This is a genomic window from uncultured Sphingopyxis sp. (assembly GCF_900078365.1).
Lineage (GTDB): Bacteria > Pseudomonadota > Alphaproteobacteria > Sphingomonadales > Sphingomonadaceae > Sphingopyxis.
Window position 1 is genome coordinate 2,383,905 of the sequence record NZ_LT598653.1, and the last position, 24,461, is coordinate 2,408,365.

Below are 24,461 nucleotides of genomic sequence, written 5' to 3' on the forward strand. Positions count from 1 at the left end.
ATCTCGCCGGTGCATCGTTACGCGAGGGCGAGATCCCGGCCTGCGCCGGGATGACGAAAGGTCACGCCGCGACGATCGGGTTGCGGAGCGTGCCGATGCCCTCGATGGTGCATTCGACGACATCGCCGGGCCACATGAACTCCTGCGGATCGCGCCCCGCCCCAACCCCCGCCGGCGTCCCCGTCGCGATGATGTCGCCGGGTTCCAGCGTCATCACGCTCGAAATATCGGCGATCAACTGATTGATATTGAACAGCATGAAGCGTGTGTTGCTATTCTGCTTTTCCACGCCATTGACGTGGGTCAGGATGTTCAGATCGTGCGGATCGCCGATCTCGTCGCGGGTGACGATGCACGGTCCCATCGGCGCGAACCCGTCCTGCCCCTTCGACACGATCCACTGCCCGGCGCGGCGACAGTCGCGCGCCGACACGTCGTTGATCACCGTATAGCCGAAGACATGGTTCAGCGCGTCGGCCTCCGTCACCCTGCGGGCGGTGCTGCCGATCACCACCGCGAGCTCGGTTTCCCAATCGAGCTGCTGCGTCACCTTTGCATTGTGGCCGATCGGGTCGTTCCACGCGGCCACCGCGGTCGGCGGCTTCGAGAAGATCACCGGCTGCTGCGGCAATTCCTTCGACGTGTCGAGACTGCGCGCCGATTCAGCAACATGCTCGGTATAGTTGAGACCGATACCGAAGATATTCTTGCGCGGCCGCGGGATCGGCGCGAGCAAGGAGACATTGCCTTCGGGCAGCGAAGTGCCGATCAGGTCGGCGGTCGTCGCGCTGTCGATCGCTTCGCGAAGGAAACGCAGACCGATCGGACCCAGGTCGATGAAATCGAGCATCGTCGACGGCAGATCCTGCCCGATCGCGTCGCCGAAATATTCGACGTCGATCACGAGCCCGTCGTGGAGAAGGCCAAGCCGCGGTTCGGTCTCGACCGTGCGATACGTCACAAAGCGCATATTCTGTCCTGTCTGCAAGTCAGGCGGGCTGATGGCCGCCATTTTCGGAATAGGGTTCCTCGATCCGGACGCCGAGCGCCTCCATCACGGGGAAGTCGTTGAACGAGAAGAGGAAGGCTTCCTCGGACGCGTCGAGGTTGACATGCTCGTGCCACATCCACGCGGGCACGCAGAAAATGTCGTGCGTCCGCCAGTCGAAGCGTTCGCCGCCAATGACCGAATAGCCGCGCCCGCCCGCGACATTATAGACGACATTGCCGGTGTGGCGGTGCGCTTTCCCGCGAAAGCCGGGTTTCAGCATCTGCATATGCGCGCCCATCGTCTGAAGCGCCCAGCCGCCGGTCAGCGGGTTCGCATAGCGCATCATATGGCCGTCGAATGGCGTGCCGTCGGACACTTTCGCGAGATTCCACAGCGCGTCGCGCACCGTCTCCCACCGATAGACCATCACCGGCGAATAGGGCTGCTCCCACGCGGGCACGCCTTCGGGCCGCAGCGCCGCGCCGCCATAGCTCAGCGGCAGGTCGTCGACAGGAAAGGCGGCGGTCTGCGCCGGCTGGTCGTAAACCGCGTAGAAATTGGTCTCGAGGCTGTTCATCAGCGGGATGTCGAGCCCGTCCTGCCAGATCGACACTTCGCCCTCGGCGACGACGCCATGGTCGTGCCACGCGCCGTTCGGGGTCAGCACATAGTCATTGGCGCCGAGCGTGATGTGATGCCCGTCGACGACAGTGTAGGCCCCCCTTCCCTCCATGATGAAGCGATGCGCCGAGGCGGTGTGCTTGTGCGCGGGGGTGATCTCGCCGGGGCGCATCGCCTGCATCCCGCTGAACAGCCAGCCGCATACCGCGACATTCTCGCGCCCCGCGTCGCTGTCGTTGAGCAGGGTGACAACGCGGCGCCCCGCTTCCTCGGGCTTCACCAGATCGAGCGCACGCAGGCACATCGCGCGCATCTCGTCATAGCGCCAGAGCGTCGGACGGTAGCGCGTCTCCGGCTCCCACGGCTCGATCGCGTTGGCGCGCTTCCAGAAGGCGCCCGCATTGCGCGCGGCAAGTTCCTCGTAAAAGGCGGTGAGTTCGGGCGTGTCGGTGACGCGCGACCGTCCGAGCACATCGTCGCGCGGGTCGATGGTGGCGGGACTGCCAGTCATCACGGCTCCTCCTCGTCAGTCGCGGGCGGCAGTTCGTCCACGAACAGGGCCGACGCGCGGGGAGTCCGGTCGATCGTCAGGTTGAAGATGTCGAAGCGGTTATAACCGCCGATGATGTCGTGCATCAGCTTCGGCCGGATGCACTCGCCAAGGTCGATGTCGGCATAGACGATGCCCTCGACATCGATCAGCGGCTCGCCGATGAGGTGCCCGTGCGGATCGATGATGCCCGACCAGGCGCTGTTCGGGCGCGACAGCAAGTCGTGGTTCTGCGGTCGATCGGCACTCATCGCCACAATAATCTCCTTGCTTACCGTCGAGCAGGCGACGATGGTGAAGACCTTGCCTTCGAAGCTGTGCGCGGTCGCGCGGATGCGGATCGCCTCGGCCATATTGTAGGAGGCGGGGGCGACGGGCAGCGCGATATAATTGGCGACGTGGACAAGCTCGCCCTGCGACAGCAAAGCGAAGCGCGCGAGCGTGTTGGTGTTCTCGCCGCACGCGAGCGTGCCGAGCGGCCCCACGGGCGTGTCATAGACGCGGATCGAACTGCCGTCGCCGCCTGCCCATGTCAGCTTCTCGGCCCAGGTCGGCACCAGCTTGCGGTGGCGCCCGAGCAGGCGGCCGTCGGCGCCGATGATCAGGTTGGTGTTATAGAGCGTGCCGACGCTCACCGGGTCGCGCTCGTTGATCCCGATCACGACCGTGCAGCCATGGTCGCGCGCGGCGTCGCACAGCGCGGCGACCTCGGGCCCTTCGACGAGGATCGAGGCGCGATACAGCCGCTCGTGCCATTCGGCCCCCTCGATCGGCGTCATCAGCCAGTTCCAATAGGGATAGGCGGCGACGAACACCTCGGGAAAGGCGACCAGCTTCGCACCATTGCCCGCGGCCTCGGCGATCAGCGCGCAGGCCTTGTCGACCGTCGCCGCGGCGTCGAGGAAGACGGGCGCAGCCTGCACCGCGGCGACGCGCGATTTGGGCAGGAAGGGTGCCGACGCGTCGCTCATGTCACCGCCGCCCGCCGATGATATTGCGGCTTGTCCCACGCGCGCGTCGCGCAGACTGTTTCGAGCCGCTCGACCGTCTCGAGGATGTCGCGATAGCTTAGATAGAGCGGCGTCAGCCCGAAGCGCAGGATATCGGGCGCGCGGAAATCGGCGATCACGTCGAACTCCTTGAGCGCCTGCACGATCTGATAACCCTGCGGGTGCGCATAGGCGACCTGGCTGCCGCGCTCCGCATGATCGCGCACGCTCGCGAGCTTGAAGCCATAGGTGTCGCAGAGCGGCTGCATATGCTCGATAAACAGGTCACCGAGCGCGAGCGACTTGCGGCGGATTTCGGCCATGTCGGCTTCGAGCATCAGGTCGACGCCGACCTCGAGCGCCGACAGGCCCAGCATCGGCGGCGTGCCGCACTGGAAACGCTCGATCCCGGCGGCGGGATCATAATCCTCCTCGAAGGCGAAGGGCCGCGCATGGCCGAACCAGCCCGACAGCACCGGCGTCGCCGCATGGTGCCGCGATGCCGCGAACAGATAGGCCGGCGCGCCGGGGCCGCCATTGAGGAATTTATATCCGCAGCCGATCGCGAAATCGGCGTTCGCGCCGTTGAGGTCGACCGGAATCGCGCCGGCGCTGTGGCTGAGGTCCCAGACGACGAGCGCGCCGGCATCGTGCGCGGCGCGGGTGATCGCCGCCATGTCGCGGACGCGGCCCGACTTGTAATGCACCTGTGTCAGCAGCAGCACCGCGACATCGTCGTTCAGCGCATCGAGGACAGCGTCGGGCGCGACGGTCACCGCCTTGACGCGCCCGCCCGAAAACGCCTCGATGCCTTGCATCATATAGACGTCGGTCGGGAAGTTGCTCGCCTCCGACAGGATCACCGGCCGTTCATGCCGCAACGAAAGAGCGGCGGTCAGCGCCTTGAAAATATTGACCGACGTCGAATCGGCCGCGACGATCTCACCCGGCTTCGCACCGAGCAGCCGCCCGATCTTGTCGCCGATCCGCCGTGGCGCGGTCGACCACTCGGCGCCAAGCCACGAGGTGATCAGCCCCTCGCCCCACTCAGTGTCGATGACTTCGGCGAGCCGGTCGCCAGTCATCTTCGGCAGCGCGCCGAGCGAATTGCCGTCGAGGTAGATCAGCCCCTCGCGCAACTGGAAACGCTCGCGAAAAGGCGCAAGCGGATCGGCGGCATCGAGCGCCGCCACATCGGCAGCGAAGATCGTTTCGGTCATGCAAGCTCCCTCAGGATCGCGCGCACCGGGCTGGCGTCGGCGCCGACAATGCGGAGCGGCAATGCGACGAGTTCGTACCGCCCGGGCGGCACGTCATCGAGCACCAGCCCTTCCAATATCCGCATGTCTGCGGCTTTGACCGCCTGATGCGCGTCGAGCGTCTTCGATTGTTCGGGGTCGAGCGAGGCGGCGTCGGTGCCGATCAGCCGCACGCCCATCGCCCCGAGCCGCGCGATCACCTCGCTGGCGATCGCGGTGAAATCGCTGTCCCATTGCTCGTGCGGGAATTGCTCATAGGTCCGCAGCAAGACGCGTGTCGTACCCTCGATCGCGTCCCAGTCGACATCCGCAATCTCGACCCGCCCGCGCGCATGGCGCACGTCGAGCAGCACGCACGGCCCGATATAGGCATCAAGCTCGCAATCGGCCGACGACGCACCGTCATTGGCATAGTGCAGCGGCGCGTCGCCGTGCGTCCCCGCGTGCAGCGGCGTGAACATGCCGCCGACATTGACCGGGCAGCCGTCGCCGATCACCGCATGGCTGTGCAGCGCGAAGGCAGGCTCGCCCGGCCACACCGGCACCGCGGCGTGCAGCGGCTGCGAAATGTCCCAGATCCGGCTCATACCGGCGTCCCCGCGGCATAATCGCCCCCCTCGCGCGGCGCGACCATCTCGGTGCGCATCGACCAGAGTTCGGGAAAGAAGCTGAGATTCAGCGCCTTGACGAGATAATTGACCCCCGACGAGCCGCCGGTGCCCGGCTTGTGGCCGATGACGCGCGCGACGGTCTTCATGTGCTTGAAGCGCCATTCCTGGAAATAATATTCGAGCGCGGTGATCTTCTCGGCGAGCGTGTAGAGATCCCAATGCCGCTCGACGTCGGTGTAGATCGCGAGCCACGCCTTTTCGACCGCCTCGGATGCTTCATAGGGCTGCGTCCAGTCGCGCTCGAGATGGTCGGCGGGAATGGCGAACCCGCGCCGCGCGAGCAGGCGCAGCAGTTCGTCATAGAGCGACGGCGCCTCGAACGCCGCGCGCAACCGCGCGGTCGCCGCCGCATCGTCCTTGTGGACGATCATCATATCGCCGCGCTTGTTGCCGAGCAGATATTCGAGCTCGCGATATTGCTGCGACTGAAATCCCGAGGCGCGGCGCAGAAAACCGCGGAAGGTCAGGAAATCATGCGGTGTCAGCGTCGCGAGCACTTCCCAGCTGTGGATCATGTGCCGCTGGATCGTCGCGATCCGGTCGAGGCCCTTGCCCGCGATTTCGAGCCGGTCGCTCTTGATCGCGTCATAGACGATCCGCCCCTCGTGCAGCACCAGCTTGAGCCACAGCTCCATCGTCTGGTGCATGATGATGAACAGCATCTCGTCGGGCTTGTCCGACACTGGCACCTGCGCCGACAGAAGCTGCTGCGTCTGGATATGGCGCGCATAGGTCAGGCCATTGTCCCATTGGATCGTCTCGCCGTCGATCTCGGTCTCGAAAATGTCGGTGCCGCCGTCGCGTGTCTGCCTGATCATGAGCGTCTCTCTCCGCCCGCCGGAACGGCCGGCAGGCGCCCTTCATAAGCCAGATCGCCGGGCCAGCCATCCCCCGGATCGAGCGCCGGCTGGTCCGCAATTCTGCGGTAGATGCTGGCAAAGTCGGTTTCCTCGGTCGCGCGCAGCAAATCCCCGAACCCGGCAACCACGAAATAGGTCTGCTGGAGCCGATCGAAATGATATTTGGTCCGCATCACCCGCTCGATGTCGAGCCAGATGCGGCGCGGTTCGGGCGCGGTCAGCGCCGACACCGTCTCGGCAAGGCTCGACATCAAACCGCCGCCGAAAGCGCGAAGCTCGCCCTCCTCGACGACCAGTCCGAACTCGACCGTATAAAGCCACAGCCGCCCGAGAAAATCCGACGCGCCCAGCTTTTCGGCGCGCAGCCCCGCCTGACCATAAGCGACGAGAAAATCCGAAAAGGCGGGATCGGCCAGCATCGGCACATGGCCGAATATGTCGTGAAACATATCGGGCTCTTCGCTGTAGGCGATCTGCTCGGGCGGGCGGAGAAAATTGGCGGCGGGAAAGCGCCGGTTCGCAAGATGCTCGAAAAAGGGCCGGTTCGGAATCCAGCCGGGCACCGCGACGACTTCCCATCCCGACACGGGTTTGAGCAGCGCGTTGAGTTCGGCGAAATCGGGAACGCCGGGTTTCAGCCTGCGAAGGATGTCGAGCCCGCCCAGGAACGACCGGCACGCATAGCCATCGAGCGCGGCCGACTGCCGGTCGAACAGGCTTTGCCAGATTTCATGCTGTTCGGCCGTGAACGCGGTCCAATCTTGCGGCATCGTCCAATCGGCCGCGACACCTTCGGGCGGTGCGTCGAAAATATGCGTCGCGGCCATCGGTCCTCTCCAAAACTTCGGGTTGCCAGACTAGCCCGCGCGCGCGCAAACATTGTGCGGATTTCCAGGCAGCACGCGACCGAAAATCAACATTCGTTCTGTGATATTCATTATTTGCAGGATAATGTCCCTCCAGACTACATGACCAACCTCATTTTTGGCAGAAGCCGATTCAAGGACGGAACGCATGGACAAGCTCGACTGGAAGATCGTCGCCGCGCTCGAACGCGACGGCCGCCAATCCTACGCCGACCTCGGCGAACAGGTCGGCCTCTCCAAATCGCCCTGCTGGTCGCGCGTGAAAAACCTTGAGGACCGCGGCGTGATCGAAGGCTATACCGCGCGCCTCGACCCGATCGCGATCGGCCTCGCGGTGCAGAGTTTCGTCGAGGTGCAGATCCGCTTCGACGCGCATATCGAGTTCGAGGCCGCGGTTCTCGCGCATCCCGCCGTCGTCGAATGCCACACGACCGCGGGCGAAAGCGACTATCTGCTCAAGATCTTCGCGCGCTCGGCCGACCATCTCGACGAATTGCTCCGCCACAATCTGTCGAAGCTGCCCGGCGTCCAGCGATTGAAGACGGTGGTGTGCCTCAAGACGATCAAGCGCCACGGCGATCTAGCCGAATGGGCGCGCACGACCGAGGCCCGCGATCGCGCCAATTGATGGTCAAAACCGCTTGCGCGTCCGAAAACGCGCCCGAGGGAGGACCTTGCGTCGTGCCGATCAGAAACGCTTGGTCACACTGAAGCCGATGATGCGCGGGTCGAGCGTGAAGATATTCGCGCTCAATCCGGTGTCGTCGCTGTTCGTGAAGGTGTTGGTTATCGGCGTGTCGTTGAACAGATTCTTGACATAGAGCTGCATCGCGAATTGCGATTCCGGCCGTTCCAGCGTCACCGCCAAATTGGCATTGTCCCACGCGCGCAGCCGGTCATATTCGGTGTTGTAAACGCGCGCATAGCTTTTCGCCTGACGGTAATAATCGCCGCGGAAGGTCAAGTTCCAGTCGTCGATAAAAAACGTATATTGCGCGCCGATATTGAAGGTGAAGCGCGGTGAATTGGGCAGCTCATTCCCCTCAAGATCGGCATAGAAGCCGCGGCCGCCGTTGGGCGCATCGGTGAGCGGATCGTAAGTGAACCCCAGAAACTGATCGTAACGAAGATTGGTCTCGACGTTCGGATTGAAACTGCCATATCGCGCCGATCCCGCACATAGGGCTGAGAGCATGAGGTCCCCGAGCCCGCCAGGTCCGGCAAAGAAGGAATTGAGGATCGCCTCGACCTTGTCCCTCGGCGCGATGCAGTTGGAGGGCACTCCCAGTTGCGGGCGCACGACCACCCAGTCCTCATTCCCCTGCGTCCGGTTCATCACGTCGATCGATTGCGCGCCCTTGCCAATCCGCGTCCGCAGATAGCCGAAGTTGGAGTCGACCCGGAAATTGCGCGACGGCCGCCACGCCGCCTCGAGTTCCAGTCCCCAGCTCTGTGCGTCGAAATTTTCGTTGAGCGAGATGCGGTCGACGATCTGCGACACCTGATAATCGGTATAGTCATAGAAAAAGGCGGTGGCGTTGAGCGTCATCCTGCCGCCGGCGAAGCTGTTCTTCGTGCCGATTTCGAACGCGTTGACATATTCGGGTTTGAACGTCTCGGCGAGCGGCTGATACTGGATCACCTTGGGGTCGATATCGACGCGCGGCGGGTTCGAACCGCCGCCCTTGTACCCATGCGAGAAGGACGCATAGACCAATGTGTCGTCGGAGAAGGAGGTTTCGGGTTTCCAGTCGACCACCAGCCGCCCGGTGAAGGCGTCCCACTGCTGGTCGATCGGCGGCAGCGCCGGATAACCGATGCTGACGCGTCCGCCGCTCGACGGGCCGCTCTCGTTTCCGAAGTTCTGCGCACCGAGCAAAAGCTGGCTGGGAATCGGCGTCGAGGTCTTCTTGTCGTTGGTATAGCGCGCGCCAGCGGTGATCTTCACGTCGTCCGATACGTTCCAATAGGCCTCGCCGAACAGCGCCCACGACCGGGTTTGTACGACATTCTTGCTGCGGAAATAATTATGCCCTTGCCCGTCGATCTGGTCGATGGGGTTCGGATCGACATAAATGCACTCGCGAAACTCATTGCCCGGATCGCAATTGCGCGTCCCCGTGCCGATTTCCCCCGGCGCATCTTCACGGTTATAGAAATATTCGGCCAGTGCGCTGAACAAATTGCTGAAGACGTAATAATCATCCTGCGACTTGAAGTTCAGCGCATTGGCGCCGACGCTGAAATTGAACGGGCCTGAAAAGTCCGACTGCAGCCGCAATTCCTGCGTCCATTGCGTGTTGCGCGACTGGCTGACATCGACCGCCAGCATCCGGTCCGACGGACCGAGTTGCGGATCGGTATAGACGCCGCCCGGCGTCGGACCCGGGATATTGTTCGGCCGCCCCAAACCATCGATCAGGCGCGGGTCGGCCGAATCATTGAAGATCGGGACCGAAACGAAACGATTATAATCCTGCGACGAATAATAGCGGTCGCGTGAATAGGCGGTCTGCGAGATCAGCTTCAGGTCGCCCACCCCCGCCTCGACGTTGAGCTGGAATACATCGTTCTTTGCCCGGAACACGGGATCGTAGCTGGTCGCGATCTCGCGCAGGTCGCGCGATTGCTGGATGCCGGCATAGGGATCGCGATCCGAGTCGATCAGCGGTACGTTAACGACCCCCAGCACCGGGTCGGGAAGATTGCCGATTCCGATCAGCTTTGCCGTATAGACAAAGGCAAAGCTCGACGCATTCGGCGCGCCGAACGCCGCGTCGCTGTAAAGCGATCCCGGCTTGCATCCCTGGCTCAGCTTGGCGCGCAGATAATCCGGGACGACCGTCGTGCCCAGCATCGCGGGTCCGTCGTCGCGCGTGCATAATTGCTTGCCGGTGCGCGAACGCTGGTCGTCCTCCTCGAAATGCTGCCAGATGAAGCTGGCCTTCAGATCGTCGGTCGGTTCCCACTGCGCCGACACGCGCGTCGACCACAGGTCGCGGTCATTGACGCGCTTCTGGGTGAATGTGTTGTAATCGAAGCCGTCGCGCTTGGTCATCGCGCCCGCGGCGCGGACCGCCAGCGTGTCGGTCAGCGGAACGTTGATCATTCCGCTCAGCCGGCGCGTCGCGAAGTTTCCGACCTCGCCCTTCGCCATTCCCTCGAACTCGTCGCTCGGCATCGCCGGAATGACATTGACCACGCCGCCGGTCGCGTTGCGGCCATAGAGCGTCCCTTGCGGCCCGCGCAGAACCTCGACGCGCTCGAGGTCGAAGAACTCGGCTTCGAACAGGCGGTTGCGGATCAGCGGCGTGTTGTTGAAGCTGACCGCGACCGCGGGATCGCTGGAGGCGGAAATCGCCTTCGTTCCGATACCGCGGATCGTGAAGTCATAGCTGCTGAAATTGCCCTTCGAGAAATTGATGTTCGGCACGGCGCGCACCAGCTCGGCGCCGCTCTCGACCTTGCGGTCGTCGAGCGCCTTGGGCGTGAAGGCGCTGATCGCGATCGGCACGTCGCTGATCTTTTCCTCGCGCTTCTGCGCGGTGACGACGATCTCCGTGGGGTCTTCGATCTCACCGCCGGCGGCGAGCGGGGTTACGTTTCCCTCCCGCGTCACCACAAAGACATCGCCGTCGCGGCGATAGCTGAGGCCGGTGCCGAGCAGCAGCGCGCGCAGCGCCGTTTCGGGGTCGGATCGCTTGCTGTGCCCCGCGGTGCGCTTGCCGTTGACAATCGCCGCATCGACCAGAAGCGTTACGCCGCTTTGCACGCCGAAGTCGCGCAGCGCGCGGTCGAGCGATTGCGCCGGAATGCGGTAATTCGTGACATGTTCGCGCGCCAGCGCCGTGTTGCCCGACAACAGCAGGCAGCCGACCGCCGCACCACTCAACAGAAATTTGCGCAAATTGCATGCACGAACCCGCATGTCCCCTCTCCCTCGCCCTGTGCTGCGGGATTCCCGTCCCGCCGTTCCGGCGCTCGATCCGGCGCCATTTGGATAGACGCCCCATTTCCGGACATGGGGGGATTGGTCGAATAAAATTTTCAACGATGTTAATATCTACCCCGGTGAACGGCTCGTTAGGAAAATTCGCCGGCGGGAGCGTTTTTCATCCCCCCTCTTGCGAATTTCCTGCGTCTACCCTGTTAACTCCAGCATGAAAATGGAGGCGCAATGACCGTTTTGGGAATGATGCCGGGATGACGCGTAGGGTTGGGAGCATCTCGCAATGCCTGTTTTATCAGGGCTATTATTGACGATGGCCGTCCCGCAACAGGACCGGGATCTGGCTGCGTGGATGGCGACCTATGGTCCCGGCTTGCGCCGCTATTTCCGGCGCCGCGTCGACGATGCCGATGTCGACGATCTGGTGCAGGAAGTTTTCCTGCGCCTGCAATCGGCAGAGCTCAGCCAGCCGATCGACAATGTCGAACGCTATTTGTTCGCCGCGGCGCGCAACGCGCTGATCAGCCGCCACCGCCGGCAAAAGGCGCGCGCGACCATGCTGCACGAAGAGCTGGAAGAGGGCATCGAAATCGCCGAGCAGCGATCGCCCGAACGCATCGTGATCGGGCAACAGGAGTATCGCCGCGTGCTCGAGGCGATCCAGAATCTGCCACCCCGCGCGCGCGAGGCCTTTCAATATCATCGGTTCGAAAATCTGACCTATCAGGCCATCGCCCAGCGGATGGGCATTTCCAAGGAGGCGGTCAAGGAACTGATGCACCGCGCCCTCGTCCGCATCGTCGAAGAGATGGAGCCCGACCTGTGAGCGGCAACGACGCCTTCACCCGCGCGGCGCTTCGCGCAGAGGCGACGCAATGGTTCAACCTCGAACGGTCGGGCGACATGACCGTCGACGACGAGCTGCGCTTCCTCGACTGGCTCGATCAATCCGACGCCCATCGCGACGCCTATCGGCTGGTCGAGCGGGCGTGGCTGATCGCCGGAACGATCCCGCAGGAGCCCGAAATGCTGTCGCCGGCCGATTTGGACGGCGAACGCGAAAGCCGGCGCCCCGGCTGGCGCCGGCATCTGGCGCTTGCGGCGTCGCTGCTGCTGGTTTTCACGCTCGGCTGGTCCGTCTATTTCAATGCCTTCCCGGGCTTCGGCTCGACACAGACGCAGCAGTTCCGCACCGGCGTCGGCCAGACGACGACCGTCACCCTTCCCGAAGGCTCGGTCGTGACGCTCGATGCCGAAACCGAAATGCGGCTGCGCGAAACCCCGCGTGAGCGCCGCGTCGACCTGATCGCCGGGCGCGCCTTCTTTCGTGTCGCGCACGATCCGTCGCGCCCCTTCACGGTGAATGCCGGCGGCAAGAGCGTGCGCGCGATCGGCACCGCCTTCGAAGTCAGCTTCGAGCATGGCAACATGGTCGTCACGCTGGCCGAAGGGAAAGTGCGGGTCGAGGAGACCGGATCGGGATCGGGCAGCGGCACCGACATGGCGCCCGGCGGCCAGCTCGTGATCGGCGCCGACCATAATTGGACGCTCAGCCGGGTCGACGTCGCGAAGGAGACGAGCTGGACCGAGGGGCGCCTGATCTTCATGCGCGATCCCCTGTCCGAAGCGGTCGCCGAAATGAACCGCTATTCGCCGCGGAAACTCGTCTTCAAGGACGGTGAAATCCCCGAAAGGCAGGTCGTCGGCGTGTTCCAAGCGGGCGATGTCGACGGGTTTGTGAAGGCAATGGAATTGAACGGCATCGCGCGCCGCATATCGGCGACAGACGACCAGATTCTCCTGTCCGGCGGTGAATAGCGCCTCCCCATTCAAGGCGCAGCCGGCGGAATTCCGGTCGGAATCAGGAACAGCGGCAGGATGCGCGCGATCAGGTCGCGCATCGCGTCGTCGGGCTGGTCGAGCATATCGCGAACATGCGGGCCGATGACGGCATCGCCGAACGCGGTCACCGCCATCATCAGCACCGCCGCGCGCACCCGGTCGGGCGCGGCTTCGTCGGTCGACTGGCCGACGATCGCCTCGACCAGTGCGCGCACCGCGGCGCGCACGGGTTCGAGATGTTCGACATCGCCCGACAGGATGATCCACGCCGCGAGCGGTCCCGCGCCGCCCTTGTCGAAGGCATCGAACACGCGGTCGGCCACCGCGCGCGGCGCCGCGGCGTCGGTCTTCATGAGGTCGACGACATTGCCGAGCGCGTCGGTCAGGTCGCGCACCATCGATTCCATCAGCGCCGATTGCAGCCCCGCCGCCGATCCGAAATGGTGGAGCACATTCGCGTGCGACATGCCGATCGCCTGCCCCACATTGGCGAGCGTCACCGCGGCGGGCCCGCGATCGAGAAGCAGCCCGCGCGCGGCCGCCAGCCCTTCCTCGCGAACCTCGGCGCCCGAACGCTTGCGCCGTTTCTGGTGCGGCCGCGCTTGCTTGTACATGAACCATTTCCTTGCGGCCCCGCGCCCCGCGACGGCCTTCGCCCAAAAGCCTTAGCCGAAAGCGGCCGATTGTCACCATCATCGTCCACCTTGCGGTGCTTCCAATCTCATGATATATACATTGATGTTAATGTAACTTTGATGGCAGAAAGGTTGCACGATGCCCACTCTCCTCCGCACCCCCGACGACATCAGAATCGAAAAGCGCGATCTCAAATTCGGGCGCGAGACGCCGCCGCCGCGCTGGTGGCACAGCGGCGATCCCGGCCGCACCGCCTTTTTCAACGCGCTGTCCTCGACCTTCCCGGTCGGCGAGAAATTCTTCATGACGTCGGTGCGCCATTATCGCGAGGGCACGCCGCAGCCGCTGCGCGGCCAGATCGACGATTTCCTCTATCAGGAATCGATGCACAGCCGCGAACATGTCGTGTTCAACCGCCAGGCCGAGGATGCCGGCTTCGACATCGCATCGGCCGAGGATCGCGCGCGCCGGACGATCGCCTGGGTCAAGCGCCGCTCGCCGATCCAGCAGCTCGCCGCGACCTGCGCGCTCGAACATTTCACCGCGACGCTCGCCCACGACGCGCTCGCCAACCCCGCCCATCTCGGCGGCGCGGCCGAGGAGGCGCGGCAGCTGTGGCGCTGGCACGCGATCGAGGAGATCGAGCACAAGGCCGTGGCCTTCGACACCTATCTCCACGCCGCGCGCGGCATGACCCCGCTGCGCCGCTGGCTGAAGCGCAGCACGGTGATGTGCGTGACGACGATGCGCTTCCACTATGTTATCTTCCGCAACACCGCCGACCTGCTCGCGCAGGACGGCCGCAACGACTGGGCGACGTGGAAAGGCCTTTTGGCATGGCTCTATGGCCGCGACGGGCTGATGCGCGCGCTGCTGCGCGGCGTTTTCACCTATATGAAGCCGGGCTTCCATCCGTGGGAGCTCGACGACCGCCCGCTGCTCGAAGAAGCGTTACGCCTGCTCGAAAGCGGCAAGGCCAAGGAGCTTGCGGCATGAAGCGCGCGCTGCTTCTGCTCGCCACCGCGGCCTTCGCGACGCCCGCCGCCGCGGCCGGCATCACCGGCATCTGGGCGACGGGCAGCGAGGGCGGGCGCGTCGAAATCTACCGCTGCGGCAAGGCGCTGTGCGGCAAGGTCGTCGATGCCAAACGCCTGCGCGCCAACCCCGACCTCCGCGACGTGCGCAATTCGGATCCCAAGCTGCGCCACCGCAAGCTCAAGGGGCTTGTCGTCCTCAATGGCTTCACCGGCGGCCCGACCGAGTGGAAGGGCGGCCCCGTTTACGACCCCGAAACGGGCGACGGCGCGGCAAAGGGCCGGCTCAAGCTGCTTCCGGACGGCAAGCTCGAACTCAAGGGCTGCATCGCCTTTTTCTGCCGGACCAAAATATGGACCCGCGCTGGTTAGAGCATGATTTATCTTTAACTGAATAAGCCGTGTGCTCCCGCGAAGGCGGGAGCCCATCTCCGGCCGGTGCAATTTTGAACCGGCAGGAGATGGGTCCCCGCCTCCGCGGGGACACACGAACTTTTCAAATGCTTCAGTCATAAACGCTTGCGATCTGGAGGTGTCCCACACGCCCCCGCCCGCTTAATGCTTCAGATACTGGCTCGGCGGGACGCCGAAGGCGCGGCGGAACATCGCGGCGAAACCGCTGGGGCTGTCGTAGCCGACGTCATAGGTGACCTGCGTGATCGACGCGCCCGCGGCGAGTAGCGACAGCGCCTCCATCAATCGCACCTGCTGCCGCCAGACGGCAAGCCCCATCCCCGTTTCCTGCTTGAAGCTGCGCGTGAAGGTGCGCCGTCCCATCGCCGCGAGCGCCGCCCAATCGTCGATGTCGCGCGGGTCCGACGGGTCGGCGATGATCGCGTTGCAGACGCGCAGGAGACGCGGGTTCGACGGCATCGACACCTGATAGGGCGCGTTGGGCATCCGCCCGATCTCGTCGAGCAAGAGCGCGATGATCCGTCCCTCGCGCCCGTCGACGTCGTAAAGCGCGGGAAAATCGACGACCTCGAGGATCAGAGATTTGACGAGGTTCGACACCTCGAACACGCGGCATTGCTGCTCATGCTCGTGGCCCGCGCAGGGGAGGTAGAGCGTGCGCAGAGACACCGGGCCGCGGCATGCGACCTCGTGCCGCGTCCCCGCGGGAAGCCACACCGCGCGCTGCGGCGGGATGACGAAGCTCGTTTCGGGCGTGCGCACCGACATCACCCCCGACGAGGCGTAGAGAATCTGGATATGGTCGTGGCTGTGCATCGGATCGACGAAGCCCGCAGGATATTCATCCTGCAGCGCCATCACCGGACGGTCGTTCGTCAGAACATCGACACTATGCTTCATGGCCCGATCCTTACGAGTCTTGGACAAGTAATGAATATAGGCCATCGGCTTCGCTGACCAGCGATGACAGCTTCGCTGGCCTGTCCGCTGCGGTGATTGGCCCGTTCGGGCGATAGATGGGACGGTGTAGCGGCTATCAGGCGATCAAGGATCGTTTCCGCAAAGGATTATCAAATATGTCAAAGGGCTTGAGCGCCGTGCAGGACGACATGGCCGACCCCGACATTCGCCGCTTCGTCGATGCGATCAACGCCGCCTATGTCGAACATGCCGCCCCCGCCGGCGCGGACATGGCGGTGCGCCGCGCGGTCGCCGAACGCGTGCGCCGGCCGTGGCGCGAGGGTGGCCCGATAATGGCGGATACCCGCGAAATGGACATTGGCGGCGTCCGCCTGCGCCTCCACCGCCCGGTCGCGGACGAGAAGCTGCCCGTGATGCTCTATATCCACGGCGGCGGCTGGATGCTGTTCAGCATCGACACGCACGACCGGCTGATGCGCGAATATGCCGCGCGCGCCGGGATCGCGGTGATCGGCATCGATTACAGCCTGTCGCCCGAAAGCAAATTCCCCGTCGCGCTCGAGGAATGCGCCGCCGCGCTCGACTGGATCGCGGCGCAGGCGGACGCGTTGAACCTCGATGCCGACCGGGTGCTGATCGGCGGGGATTCGGCGGGCGGCAACCTCTCGGTCGCCACCTGCCTGCTGCAACGCCGGCGCGGGCGCCCGCTGCCCGCCGCGATGCTGCTCAACTATGGCGCCTTCGCCCCCGAACGCACGCCGAGCTATGCCCGCTTCGGCGCGGGCGACTATTCGCTCGAGGCCGACGAGATGGATGCCTTCTGGGCCGCTTATATCGACGGGCCCGAACAGCTTGCCGATCCGCTCGTCGCGCCGCTGCGCGCCGACCTCGCCGGCCTGCCCCCCGTCTTCCTCGCCATCGCCGAGTGCGACATTCTCGCCGACTGCAACCACGACTTCGCGCGCAAGCTCGAAGCCGCGGGCGTCCCGACGCGCGCGGTCACCTATCAGGGCGCGACGCACAGCTTTCTCGAAGCCATGTCGATCGCGCCGCTCGCGAACCGCGCGCTCGACGAGCAGGCGGCGTGGATCCGTGATACGCTGAAGGCATGACCTCGCTCTACGACCCGCGCGACGCCGCCGACATCTCCCGGCTCATCGCCGACTATCCGCTCGCGTGGATCGTCTCGCGCGATTTCCACGCGAGCCCGCTGCCGCTGATCGCCGAAACCGACGCGAATGGCGCAGTGACGGCGCTGTTCGGCCATTGCGCGCGGCGCAACCCGCTCGTCGCCGATTTCCGCGCCGACCCACGCGGGCTGATCCTGTTCACCGGGCCCGAAGCCTATGTCCCGACGGCCTTGCTGTCGAAGCCCGACTGGGCGCCGACCTGGAACTATGCCGTGCTGCGCTTCCGCGTCGAAGTCGAGTTCGTCGAGGGCGAAACGAAAGACGCCATCGAGCGGCTGGTCACGAAGATGGAAGACGGCGCCTGGTCGACAGCGCGCCTCGGGCCGCGCTATGAAAAAATGCTCGGTCAGATCATCGCCTTTCGCGCGCATGTCCGTTCGGCCGAGCACAGCTTCAAGCTCGGGCAGGACGAAAGCGCGGCCGGCTTTGCCGAGATCGTCGCGGGGCACAGCGACCGGACGCTCGCGGCGTGGATGGAAGGACAGGCAAAAAGGTGAAGCTCTTCTTCGACGACCGCCAGATGGCCCACGCGCCAGCGCGCGAGCTGCATAATGGCGACTGGGCGCCCTATGCCGAGAATGTCGAGCGCCCGCGTTCGATCGTCGAGGCCTTTACCGATTGGCGCCCGGTGCGCGACTTTGGCACGGCGCCGCTGCTCGCCGTGCATGACGCCGACTATCTCGCCTTCCTCCAACGCGCGCATCGCGACTGGATCGCCGCGGGCCGCCAGGGCGATGCGATCGGCTACACTTTTCCGATCAGGCGGCGGCGGCCGTTGAGTTTCGGGCGCATCGATGCCGATCTCGGCGCCTATAGCTATGATGCCGGGACGCCGATCGCGGCGGGAACGTGGCAGTCGGCCTATTGGTCGGCGCAGGGGGCGCTGACCGCGCTCGATCATCTGGCGACGAGCGGCGAAACCCACGCCTTCGCGCTCTGCCGCCCGCCGGGACACCATGCGGGGCGCGACTATATGGGCGGCTATTGCTACCTCAACAACGCCGCCATCGCGGCGCGCGCGGCGCAGGACCGTGGCCTCGGCCCGGTCGCGATCCTCGACATCGACTATCACCACGGCAACGGAACGCAGGACATCTTCTACGCCGATCCCGACATCTTCTTTTGCTCGATCCACGCCGACCCGCGCACCGACTATCCCTTTTACTGGGGCCATGCCGACGAGCGCGGCGAAGGCGCGGGCGAAGGGGCAACGCTCAACCTCCCCCTGCCGCGCGGCACCGACGGGCGAAGCTATGCGCCCGCGCTCGACACCGCGCTGGCCGCGATTGCGGATTGGGGCGCGAAATGCCTTATCCTCTCGTTCGGGGCCGATACGCACAGCAGTGACCCGATCTCGAGCTTCGCGCTCGAACGCGCGGATTATGTCGAGCTGGCGGGGCGCATCGCCGCGCTCGGTGTTCCGACGCTGATCGTGATGGAGGGCGGCTATGCCGTCGGCGACCTCGGCAGGAACGTCGCGGCCTTTCTTTCGGGGTTCGAGGAATAACGTCAGCTTTGGGGTGGTGAGCGGACGTTGCGATCCATCAAGCCCCTCCCCTTCAGGGGAGGGGCAACGAAGACTTGGCAGCTTGCTGCCTAGTCGCAGTGGGGTGGGGGCCATCGACCTCGCGCAAGGCCGATGGCCCCCACCCCAACCCCTCCCCTGAAGGGGAGGGGCTTTCTTCTCTCAACGTCCGCCCCCGGCCAAAACCGTTCACTCTCGAAAAGACCGTCCCGCCTGTCCGGCGGGACGCCCTTTCTGTTTCCTCAATCCAGGCTGAACCGCACCGTCGCCCCGATCGTGCGCGGCCGGGCGACCGAGCCGGCGAACGCAAAGGGCGCGTTCAATATGCCATATTGGTTGAACAGATTCTTCGCGAACAGGCCGAGCTCGATCCGATCGTTCACCGTGATCGACGCATTGAGATCGACGAGGTGGAAATCGCCCTTTTCCAGCGTCCCCGCGAAATCGACCGGCGCGCTCGACAGATAGCGGTGCGCGATGCCGAAGCGCGGTTTCAGCGGTGCGTCGGCGAAGCTCAGGTCGAGCGAATTCGAGAGCGTCCATTCGGACGCGCCCGGCAGCCGCGTTCCCTTCGCATAGCCGCCGCCCGGCGCGAAGCTGTCGGGGAGCAAGGTCGACAGCCGCGCGTCATTATAGGCGATGTTCGACGAGAAGCTGAGGTTGCGCGTCGGACGCAGGTTCAGGCTGATCTCGACCCCGTCGATGTCGGCGCCGCCGCCGTTCACCGTATAGGCGTCGAAGTCGACCGGGGTGAACAGGCGCGCCTGCACATTGCCCCAGTCGATATGATAGGCGGTGACGTCGACGCTCAGCGTGCGGTCGATCAGGTCGAAGCGCGTCCCGATCTCGAAGTTTTTCGTCGTGTCGCTTTCGAAGGTCAGCGGCAGGCCGGGCACCGCGGCCGAATAGACGTTGACGCCGCCGATGCGGAAACCTTCCGAATAGAGCGCATAGACCATGAAGTCGTTCGACGGCTTGTACGTCAGCGAAACCTTGGGAATGAAATCCGAATCCTTGTTCGCCGCCGGTGCGAAATCGAACGGATCGACGAGATTGGCGTTGGGCAGATATTGCAGGCGCGGGCGCGAGCGATATTCGAACAGGCGGCCGCCGACGGTCAGCGTCAGCGTGTCGATGATGTCGAACGATGCTTCGCCGAAGATCGCCTTTTCGGTCACCCGGTTGCTGCTGATCGTCCGCGTCGCGAGGTCGCCGGGGGCGAGCTCGCTGCCCGGCCGGCCGCCGAACTCGCCGGGATTCGCGTCGATATAGTCGGCGATACCCTCGATAAAGGTGCCGTCGGTGTTGTTCGAACGCAGCCGGGTATAATTGGCGCCGAGCAGCCAGCGGAACCGCCCGCCGTCGGGCGAGGCGAGCCGCAGTTCGCCATATTCGGTCTTCGACTTGCCGTCGCTGCTCGCGAGTTCGGGCGTGTCGGTGCGCGGATCATTACCGTTGAAGATCGAATTGTCGAACGCCAGATCGGCCTTCTTCTCGGTATAGCTGCCGACGGCCGTGAGAGTCGCAAAGCCCAGATCCTGCTCGATCCGCAGGCTGTGCATCATGAAGCTCGTGTCCTGATATTCGGCGACGTTGGTCGCGCGCTCGAAGGTCTTGGGCGGACCGAAGATCACATAGGTCTGATCGTCGAGATCATATTCCTGATACATGCTGAGCGCCGAGATGCGCGTCGTCTCGGTCGGGGTGAAGACGATCGAGCCGCGCAGGCCCCGCACGCGGAGGTCGTTGCTGCCGTCCTCGCCGAGCAGCGTGTTGTCGAGATAGCCGGCGTCGTAACGCTGCAGCGCGACGAGGCGGACGGCGAGCTTGTCGGTGACGATCGGCAGGTTGACCATCGCCTTCGCCGCATAGCTCGCTTCGCCCGCGCGCTTGGTCGTCGCGAGATTGCCCTCGAACCCGACGTCGAACCGGGCGGGATCGGCCTCGTTCACCACATAGTTGATCGCGCCGCCGAGTGAGGAGGAGCCGAACAAAGTGCCCTGCGGCCCGCGCAGCACCTCGACGCGGCTGACGTCGAAGCTGTCGACATCGGGGATGACGAGCGGGAAGCCGGGCTCGATCAGCGGCACTTCGTTGAGATAATAGCCCGTCGTCGCCTGATTGGCTTCGTGATAGGTCGAGGATGCGACGCCGCGGATCACGACCTCGGACACGCCCGGCTGATAGTCGTTGAATATGACGCCCGGGACGCGCGTGATATAGTCGGAGAGGCTCTGCGCGTTGAGTTTCTGCAGCGTCGCCTCGCTGACCGCGCTCACCGATCCGCTGACGTCGCGCACCGACTGTTCGCGCTTGGCGGCGGTGACGACGATCTCGCTATCGTCGACCTCCTGCGCCAGCGCCCCCGTCGCATAGCCCAGCGCCAGGACCGAGATGCCGCACGCGGCGACCCGCCTGATCGATGCAAAGCCCATTTCTGCCTCCCTTTTTGATATTGCCTATTGGTAGGAAAATCCGATGCTCAAGCTATCACGCGAAATTGGCGTGACGGCGATGGTCGGGCCATTATCGAGCCGGATCGGGCCAGCGCGTGCCCGCGGGAAAGCGCGGTTTCGTGGGGACTTGCGGTCAAATTGCCCGATCGATGGAGCGGGCGGCCTGATCGGCGCAGTAAGCCATCCCGGCCGCCATAGACTGGACGAAACATCGCCGTGGGTCGAAAAGAGGGTCGCATGCACAGCATCGCAAATATGGGTCGAAGAGCGTTTATGAGCGGCGCCGCCATGGCGGCCTTCCTGCTCGGAAACCGCGCCCTCCGGGCCAAGGAGCCCGCCGGACGCTGGCCCGCGATCACCCCGCCGCGCTCGCCGCGCATCCCGCATGTCATCGAACAATTGGGCCGCACGCGCGACGACGCCTATAGCTGGATGAAGTTCATCCCGGCGAGCGGCGAGCGCAACCGCACCAACCTGCCCCCCGCCGTCGCGAAGATGCTCGCCGGCGAAAACGCCTATGCCGATGCGGTGCTGAAGCCGACCGAAGCCGAGCAAGCCGAACTGGTGCGCGCGATGCTGGCGCGCGGTTCGGATGCCGCCGCGGCGCCCGCGCTCGAAAAGGACGGCTGGACCTATGCGTCGGCGATCCCTCCGGGCGCCACCCACGCGCGCTATACGCGCCAGCGCGAAGGCGGAAAGGCCGAACTGCTCGTCGACGAAAGCGCGCGCGCCGAAGGTCAACCCTATTTCCGCAGCACCGGCCACCAGCCGAGCCCCGACCACCGCTGGTTCGCCTGGGCCGAGGATGTCATCGGCAACGACCGCCACCGCATCTGCATCCGCGACAACGCCAGCGGCGCGATCCGCACGATCGTGGACAAGGACGCCTATGGTTATGGCGGGCTCGTCTTCTCACCCTCGTCGCGCTGGCTGTTCTGGATCTGGCGCGACGCGCGCAACCGGCCGACGCGGCTCTATCGCACCTCGGTCGACGGCAAGACCACCGACCTCGTCTATGAGGAGAAGGACCCGGCGATCTTCATGTCGGTCAAGCGCACCGCAGCCGATGGCTTCGTCGCGCTGACGCTCGCGGGGCCCGAGACCGCCGAGGTTCGCCTCGTGCCCGCGCGCGACGAAAGCGCCGCGCCCGTCGCTGTCTGGCCGCGCAGGACCGGGGTGCGCTACGAGATCGACGAATGGGACGGCGACCTCGTCGCGCTGACCGATCTGGGCGACGCCTTCGACATGCAGCTGCTGCGACTCGATCCCGAGGATTTCCGCACCCTCGGGGCGCTGGTTCCGCACCGCGCCGGCACGCCGATCCTGTCGACCCTGCCCTTCGAGCGCGCGCTCGTCCGGCTCGAACGGGTGGAGGGGCTGCACCGCCTCGTCATCTTCCGCGCCGACGGGTCGGAACAGGCGATCGCGTTCGACGATCCCGCCTATGCGATCGAACTGCCGCCCGAACAGAGCTATGATGCCGCGTCGGTGATGATCGCGCACCAATCGCCCAAATCGCCGCGCCGCTGGATCCGCGTCGATCTCGCAAGCGGCGAACAGACGGTCATCCAGGAGCAGAAGGTCGCGAATTTCGACCCCGACGATTATCGGGTCGAACGCCTGTTCGCTCCCGCCCCCGACGGCGAGATGGTGCCGATCACCCTGCTCTCGCATCGCGATGCGGCAAAGGACGGCAAGGCGCCGCTCCTCCAATATGGCTATGGCGCCTATGGCGTCCCGAGCGATCCCGAATTTTCGATCCCCGCGCTCGCGCTCGTCGATCGCGGCTGGCGCTATGCGATCGCGCATGTCCGCGGCGGGTCGGAGAAAGGCCGCCAATGGTTCCTCGGCGGCCGCAAATTCACCAAGCGCAACAGCTTCACCGATTTCGTCGCCTGCGCCGAATATCTCGCGGCCGAAAACTATACGGCGAAGGGCAGGATCGTCGCCTATGGTCTTTCGGCCGGCGGGCTGCTGGTGGGCGCGAGCATGAATATCGCGCCGACGCTGTGGGGCGGCGTGATCGCGAAAGTGCCCTTCGTCGACATGCTCAACACGATGAGCGACGCCGCGCACCCGCTCGTCCCGCTGTTCCGTCCCGACTGGGGCGACCCGCTCGCCGACCCCAGGGCCTATGACTATATCGCCTCGATCTCGCCCTATGAGAATGTCCGCGCCGCCCCCTATCCGCCGCTGCTCTGCACCGCGGGGCTGAAGGACGACCGCGTCTCCTATTGGGAACCGGCGAAGCTGGTCGCCGAGGTGCGCCGCAAGTCGACGAGCGGCAATCCCGCGATGCTGATGACCGACATGGACAGCGGCCATCAGGGCAGCGCCGACCTTGCGAGCGAATATAAGGAAAAGGCGCTCTTCTGGGCCTTCGCCATGCGCTGCGTCGCGTAAGTGCGGACTAAATCCCTGATTTGACGAGCGGATCGCGGCGCCGGCCGACTCCGGCGTCTCTTGCCGCCGCAAATTCCCGCCGAAACGGAGCAAGGTCGCGCTTAAATCCGGCCCCGCGCGCTCGTTAAAGCTCGCATGACCACCAAAGCGACAGCATCGAACGAGCCGGTAGGGCGGCTCCTGGGTTGGCTGGGGTTTCGCCACGCACGCGGCGGCGCCCCCGACGACGGCTCCGCGCCGCCCGACCCCGGCGGCCCGCGCCTTCTGGCGCGCGAGGCGCGTTACGAGCTCGCCGCTTCGATCACCTCCTTCCTCGTCGACAATGATCTCGACGTGTCGCCGACGAACCTGCTGCTTGCGCACGGCGCCTTTTCGGGGCGCAACCCGCGGCTCGCGCGCCAGATCGTCGCGCAGGCGCAGAGCGCCGAAGGCATCACCCAGAAATGGCTCAACGAACTCGACGATCAGGAAGCGGGGCAGCCCGACCGCGTCGAACTCGACCGGCTGATGACGCGGCTCGAAACCAATATCGAGGCCTTTCAAGCCAACACCAAGGAAGCCCGGAGCGTCACCAGCGACTATGGGACCGAACTCGAACAGCATGTCACCGACCTCGAACAGCTCGAGAAGACCGGCCGCATCGTCTCCAGCCTCGCCGACCTCGCCAAGGTGATGCTCGACCGCACGCGCAAGGCCGAGGACGACATGCGCAAGAGCGAGGATGAGGCGAAAGCGCTGCGCAGGAGCCTCGAGCGCGCCAAGCGCGACGCCGAACTCGACTATCTGACCGGCCTGCCCAACCGCCGCGCCTTCGAGGTGCTGCTCGACCGCCATCACAAGGAAGCGCGCGCCGCCCTCGAACCGCTGAGCGTCGCCTTTTGCGACATCGACGAGTTCAAGAAGGTCAACGACATCCACGGCCACGAAGCGGGCGACCGCGTGATCAAGGCGATCGCCGACACGCTGGCGCGGATTTCGAACGATCATTGCCATGTCGCGCGCCACGGCGGCGAGGAATTCGTCATGCTGTTCCGGGGCCTGACCCCGAGCGAGGCGGCCGCCAAGCTCGACGACGCGCGCGAGGCGCTCGCCGACCGGCGCCTGATCAACCGCAAGACCGACGAGCCCTTCGGCCAGATCACCTTCTCGGGCGGGGTCGCCGACGTCTTCGGCCATGGCGACCCGCGCGCGGCGCTCAAGGCTGCCGACGAGGCGCTCTACAAGGCCAAGGCCGCGGGCCGGAACTGCATCCGCATCGCCGACCCAGCCTAGGTTTCACTTTCC

Annotated in this window: 21 protein-coding genes; 10 read left to right on the forward strand and 11 right to left on the reverse strand. The window is 64.9% G+C overall.

From position 1 onward, the window contains the following. Positions 1-61: 61 nt before the first annotated feature. The 7 genes from QZL87_RS10995 to phhA are packed head-to-tail and all read right to left on the reverse strand — an operon-like array spanning position 62 to position 6,768. A complete protein-coding gene (locus QZL87_RS10995; RefSeq protein ID WP_295319252.1) occupies positions 62-970 on the reverse strand; it encodes a fumarylacetoacetate hydrolase family protein in 909 nt (302 codons plus the stop codon). A gap of 19 nt (positions 971-989) precedes the next feature. Next, positions 990-2,123, reverse strand: coding sequence for a cupin domain-containing protein (locus tag QZL87_RS11000; protein WP_295319254.1), 1,134 nt, complete (start codon positions 2,121-2,123; stop codon positions 990-992). Next, positions 2,123-3,133 (reverse strand): carbon-nitrogen hydrolase family protein, encoded by a 1,011-nt coding sequence (locus tag QZL87_RS11005; RefSeq protein ID WP_295319256.1) that lies wholly within the window; start codon positions 3,131-3,133, stop codon positions 2,123-2,125. Before QZL87_RS11005 ends, QZL87_RS11000 begins: the two co-directional genes overlap by 1 nt. Continuing rightward, positions 3,130-4,371 carry a kynureninase gene (gene kynU, locus QZL87_RS11010; RefSeq protein WP_295319259.1) on the reverse strand — a complete coding sequence of 414 codons (1,242 nt, stop codon included), beginning with the start codon at positions 4,369-4,371 and terminating at the stop codon, positions 3,130-3,132. Before kynU ends, QZL87_RS11005 begins: the two co-directional genes overlap by 4 nt. After that, positions 4,368-4,997, reverse strand: coding sequence for an arylformamidase (kynB, locus tag QZL87_RS11015; protein ID WP_295319261.1), 630 nt, complete (start codon positions 4,995-4,997; stop codon positions 4,368-4,370). The genes kynU and kynB overlap by 4 nt, the downstream gene beginning before the upstream one ends. Beyond that, positions 4,994-5,899, reverse strand: coding sequence for a tryptophan 2,3-dioxygenase family protein (locus tag QZL87_RS11020; RefSeq protein WP_295319262.1), 906 nt, complete (start codon positions 5,897-5,899; stop codon positions 4,994-4,996). Before QZL87_RS11020 ends, kynB begins: the two co-directional genes overlap by 4 nt. After that, positions 5,896-6,768, reverse strand: a complete 873-nt coding sequence (gene phhA / locus QZL87_RS11025; protein ID WP_295319264.1) for a phenylalanine 4-monooxygenase — start codon at positions 6,766-6,768, stop codon at positions 5,896-5,898. Before phhA ends, QZL87_RS11020 begins: the two co-directional genes overlap by 4 nt. A 187-nt stretch (positions 6,769-6,955) precedes the next feature. On the opposite strand from phhA, the gene QZL87_RS11030 reads away from it, so the two are divergent. Next, entirely contained in the window at positions 6,956-7,435 is a 480-nt protein-coding gene (locus QZL87_RS11030) for an Lrp/AsnC family transcriptional regulator (protein ID WP_295319266.1), read from the forward strand. Between the two features lie 60 nt (positions 7,436-7,495). Here QZL87_RS11030 and QZL87_RS11035 read toward each other — a convergent pair whose 3' ends face one another. Continuing rightward, entirely contained in the window at positions 7,496-10,735 is a 3,240-nt protein-coding gene (locus tag QZL87_RS11035; protein ID WP_295319267.1) for a TonB-dependent receptor, read from the reverse strand. A 334-nt stretch (positions 10,736-11,069) separates the two neighbouring features. On the opposite strand from QZL87_RS11035, the gene QZL87_RS11040 reads away from it, so the two are divergent. Both QZL87_RS11040 and QZL87_RS11045 read left to right on the forward strand, forming a co-directional pair. After that, positions 11,070-11,582 carry an RNA polymerase sigma factor gene (locus tag QZL87_RS11040; RefSeq protein ID WP_295319269.1) on the forward strand — a complete coding sequence of 171 codons (513 nt, stop codon included), beginning with the start codon at positions 11,070-11,072 and terminating at the stop codon, positions 11,580-11,582. Then, positions 11,579-12,574, forward strand: coding sequence for a FecR domain-containing protein (locus QZL87_RS11045; protein ID WP_295319272.1), 996 nt, complete (start codon positions 11,579-11,581; stop codon positions 12,572-12,574). Before QZL87_RS11040 ends, QZL87_RS11045 begins: the two co-directional genes overlap by 4 nt. A gap of 11 nt (positions 12,575-12,585) precedes the next feature. Here QZL87_RS11045 and QZL87_RS11050 read toward each other — a convergent pair whose 3' ends face one another. Beyond that, complete coding sequence (locus QZL87_RS11050; protein WP_295319273.1) at positions 12,586-13,212, reverse strand: TetR/AcrR family transcriptional regulator; 627 nt, start codon at positions 13,210-13,212, stop codon at positions 12,586-12,588. A gap of 160 nt (positions 13,213-13,372) precedes the next feature. On the opposite strand from QZL87_RS11050, the gene QZL87_RS11055 reads away from it, so the two are divergent. Both QZL87_RS11055 and QZL87_RS11060 read left to right on the forward strand, forming a co-directional pair. Then, positions 13,373-14,230 carry a metal-dependent hydrolase gene (locus tag QZL87_RS11055; protein WP_295319275.1) on the forward strand — a complete coding sequence of 286 codons (858 nt, stop codon included), beginning with the start codon at positions 13,373-13,375 and terminating at the stop codon, positions 14,228-14,230. Continuing rightward, positions 14,227-14,640 (forward strand): DUF2147 domain-containing protein, encoded by a 414-nt coding sequence (locus tag QZL87_RS11060; RefSeq protein ID WP_295319276.1) that lies wholly within the window; start codon positions 14,227-14,229, stop codon positions 14,638-14,640. Before QZL87_RS11055 ends, QZL87_RS11060 begins: the two co-directional genes overlap by 4 nt. A 183-nt stretch (positions 14,641-14,823) precedes the next feature. Here QZL87_RS11060 and QZL87_RS11065 read toward each other — a convergent pair whose 3' ends face one another. After that, positions 14,824-15,582 carry a helix-turn-helix transcriptional regulator gene (locus tag QZL87_RS11065; RefSeq protein WP_295319278.1) on the reverse strand — a complete coding sequence of 253 codons (759 nt, stop codon included), beginning with the start codon at positions 15,580-15,582 and terminating at the stop codon, positions 14,824-14,826. 176 nt (positions 15,583-15,758) lie between these two features. Between QZL87_RS11065 and QZL87_RS11070 the strand changes: the two genes are divergently transcribed. Genes QZL87_RS11070 through QZL87_RS11080 form a run of 3 tightly spaced genes read left to right on the forward strand, consistent with a single transcriptional unit; the run spans position 15,759 to position 18,300 of the window. Continuing rightward, positions 15,759-16,715, forward strand: coding sequence for an alpha/beta hydrolase (locus QZL87_RS11070; RefSeq protein WP_295319280.1), 957 nt, complete (start codon positions 15,759-15,761; stop codon positions 16,713-16,715). Then, positions 16,712-17,290: an FMN-binding negative transcriptional regulator gene (locus QZL87_RS11075; protein ID WP_295319283.1), complete on the forward strand. Its 579-nt coding sequence runs from the start codon at positions 16,712-16,714 to the stop codon at positions 17,288-17,290. The genes QZL87_RS11070 and QZL87_RS11075 overlap by 4 nt, the downstream gene beginning before the upstream one ends. After that, the gene (locus tag QZL87_RS11080) at positions 17,287-18,300 is read left to right on the forward strand and encodes a histone deacetylase family protein (RefSeq protein WP_295319286.1); all 1,014 of its coding nucleotides are present in this window, start codon (positions 17,287-17,289) and stop codon (positions 18,298-18,300) included. Before QZL87_RS11075 ends, QZL87_RS11080 begins: the two co-directional genes overlap by 4 nt. A gap of 260 nt (positions 18,301-18,560) precedes the next feature. Here the strand turns inward: QZL87_RS11080 and QZL87_RS11085 are convergent, their stop codons facing one another. Continuing rightward, positions 18,561-20,753 (reverse strand): TonB-dependent receptor, encoded by a 2,193-nt coding sequence (locus QZL87_RS11085; RefSeq protein ID WP_295319289.1) that lies wholly within the window; start codon positions 20,751-20,753, stop codon positions 18,561-18,563. 294 nt (positions 20,754-21,047) lie between these two features. Between QZL87_RS11085 and QZL87_RS11090 the strand changes: the two genes are divergently transcribed. Further along, entirely contained in the window at positions 21,048-23,177 is a 2,130-nt protein-coding gene (locus tag QZL87_RS11090; RefSeq protein WP_295319291.1) for a prolyl oligopeptidase family serine peptidase, read from the forward strand. A 135-nt stretch (positions 23,178-23,312) separates the two neighbouring features. Next, positions 23,313-24,449: a diguanylate cyclase gene (locus QZL87_RS11095; RefSeq protein ID WP_295319292.1), complete on the forward strand. Its 1,137-nt coding sequence runs from the start codon at positions 23,313-23,315 to the stop codon at positions 24,447-24,449. Positions 24,450-24,461: the final 12 nt, after the last annotated feature.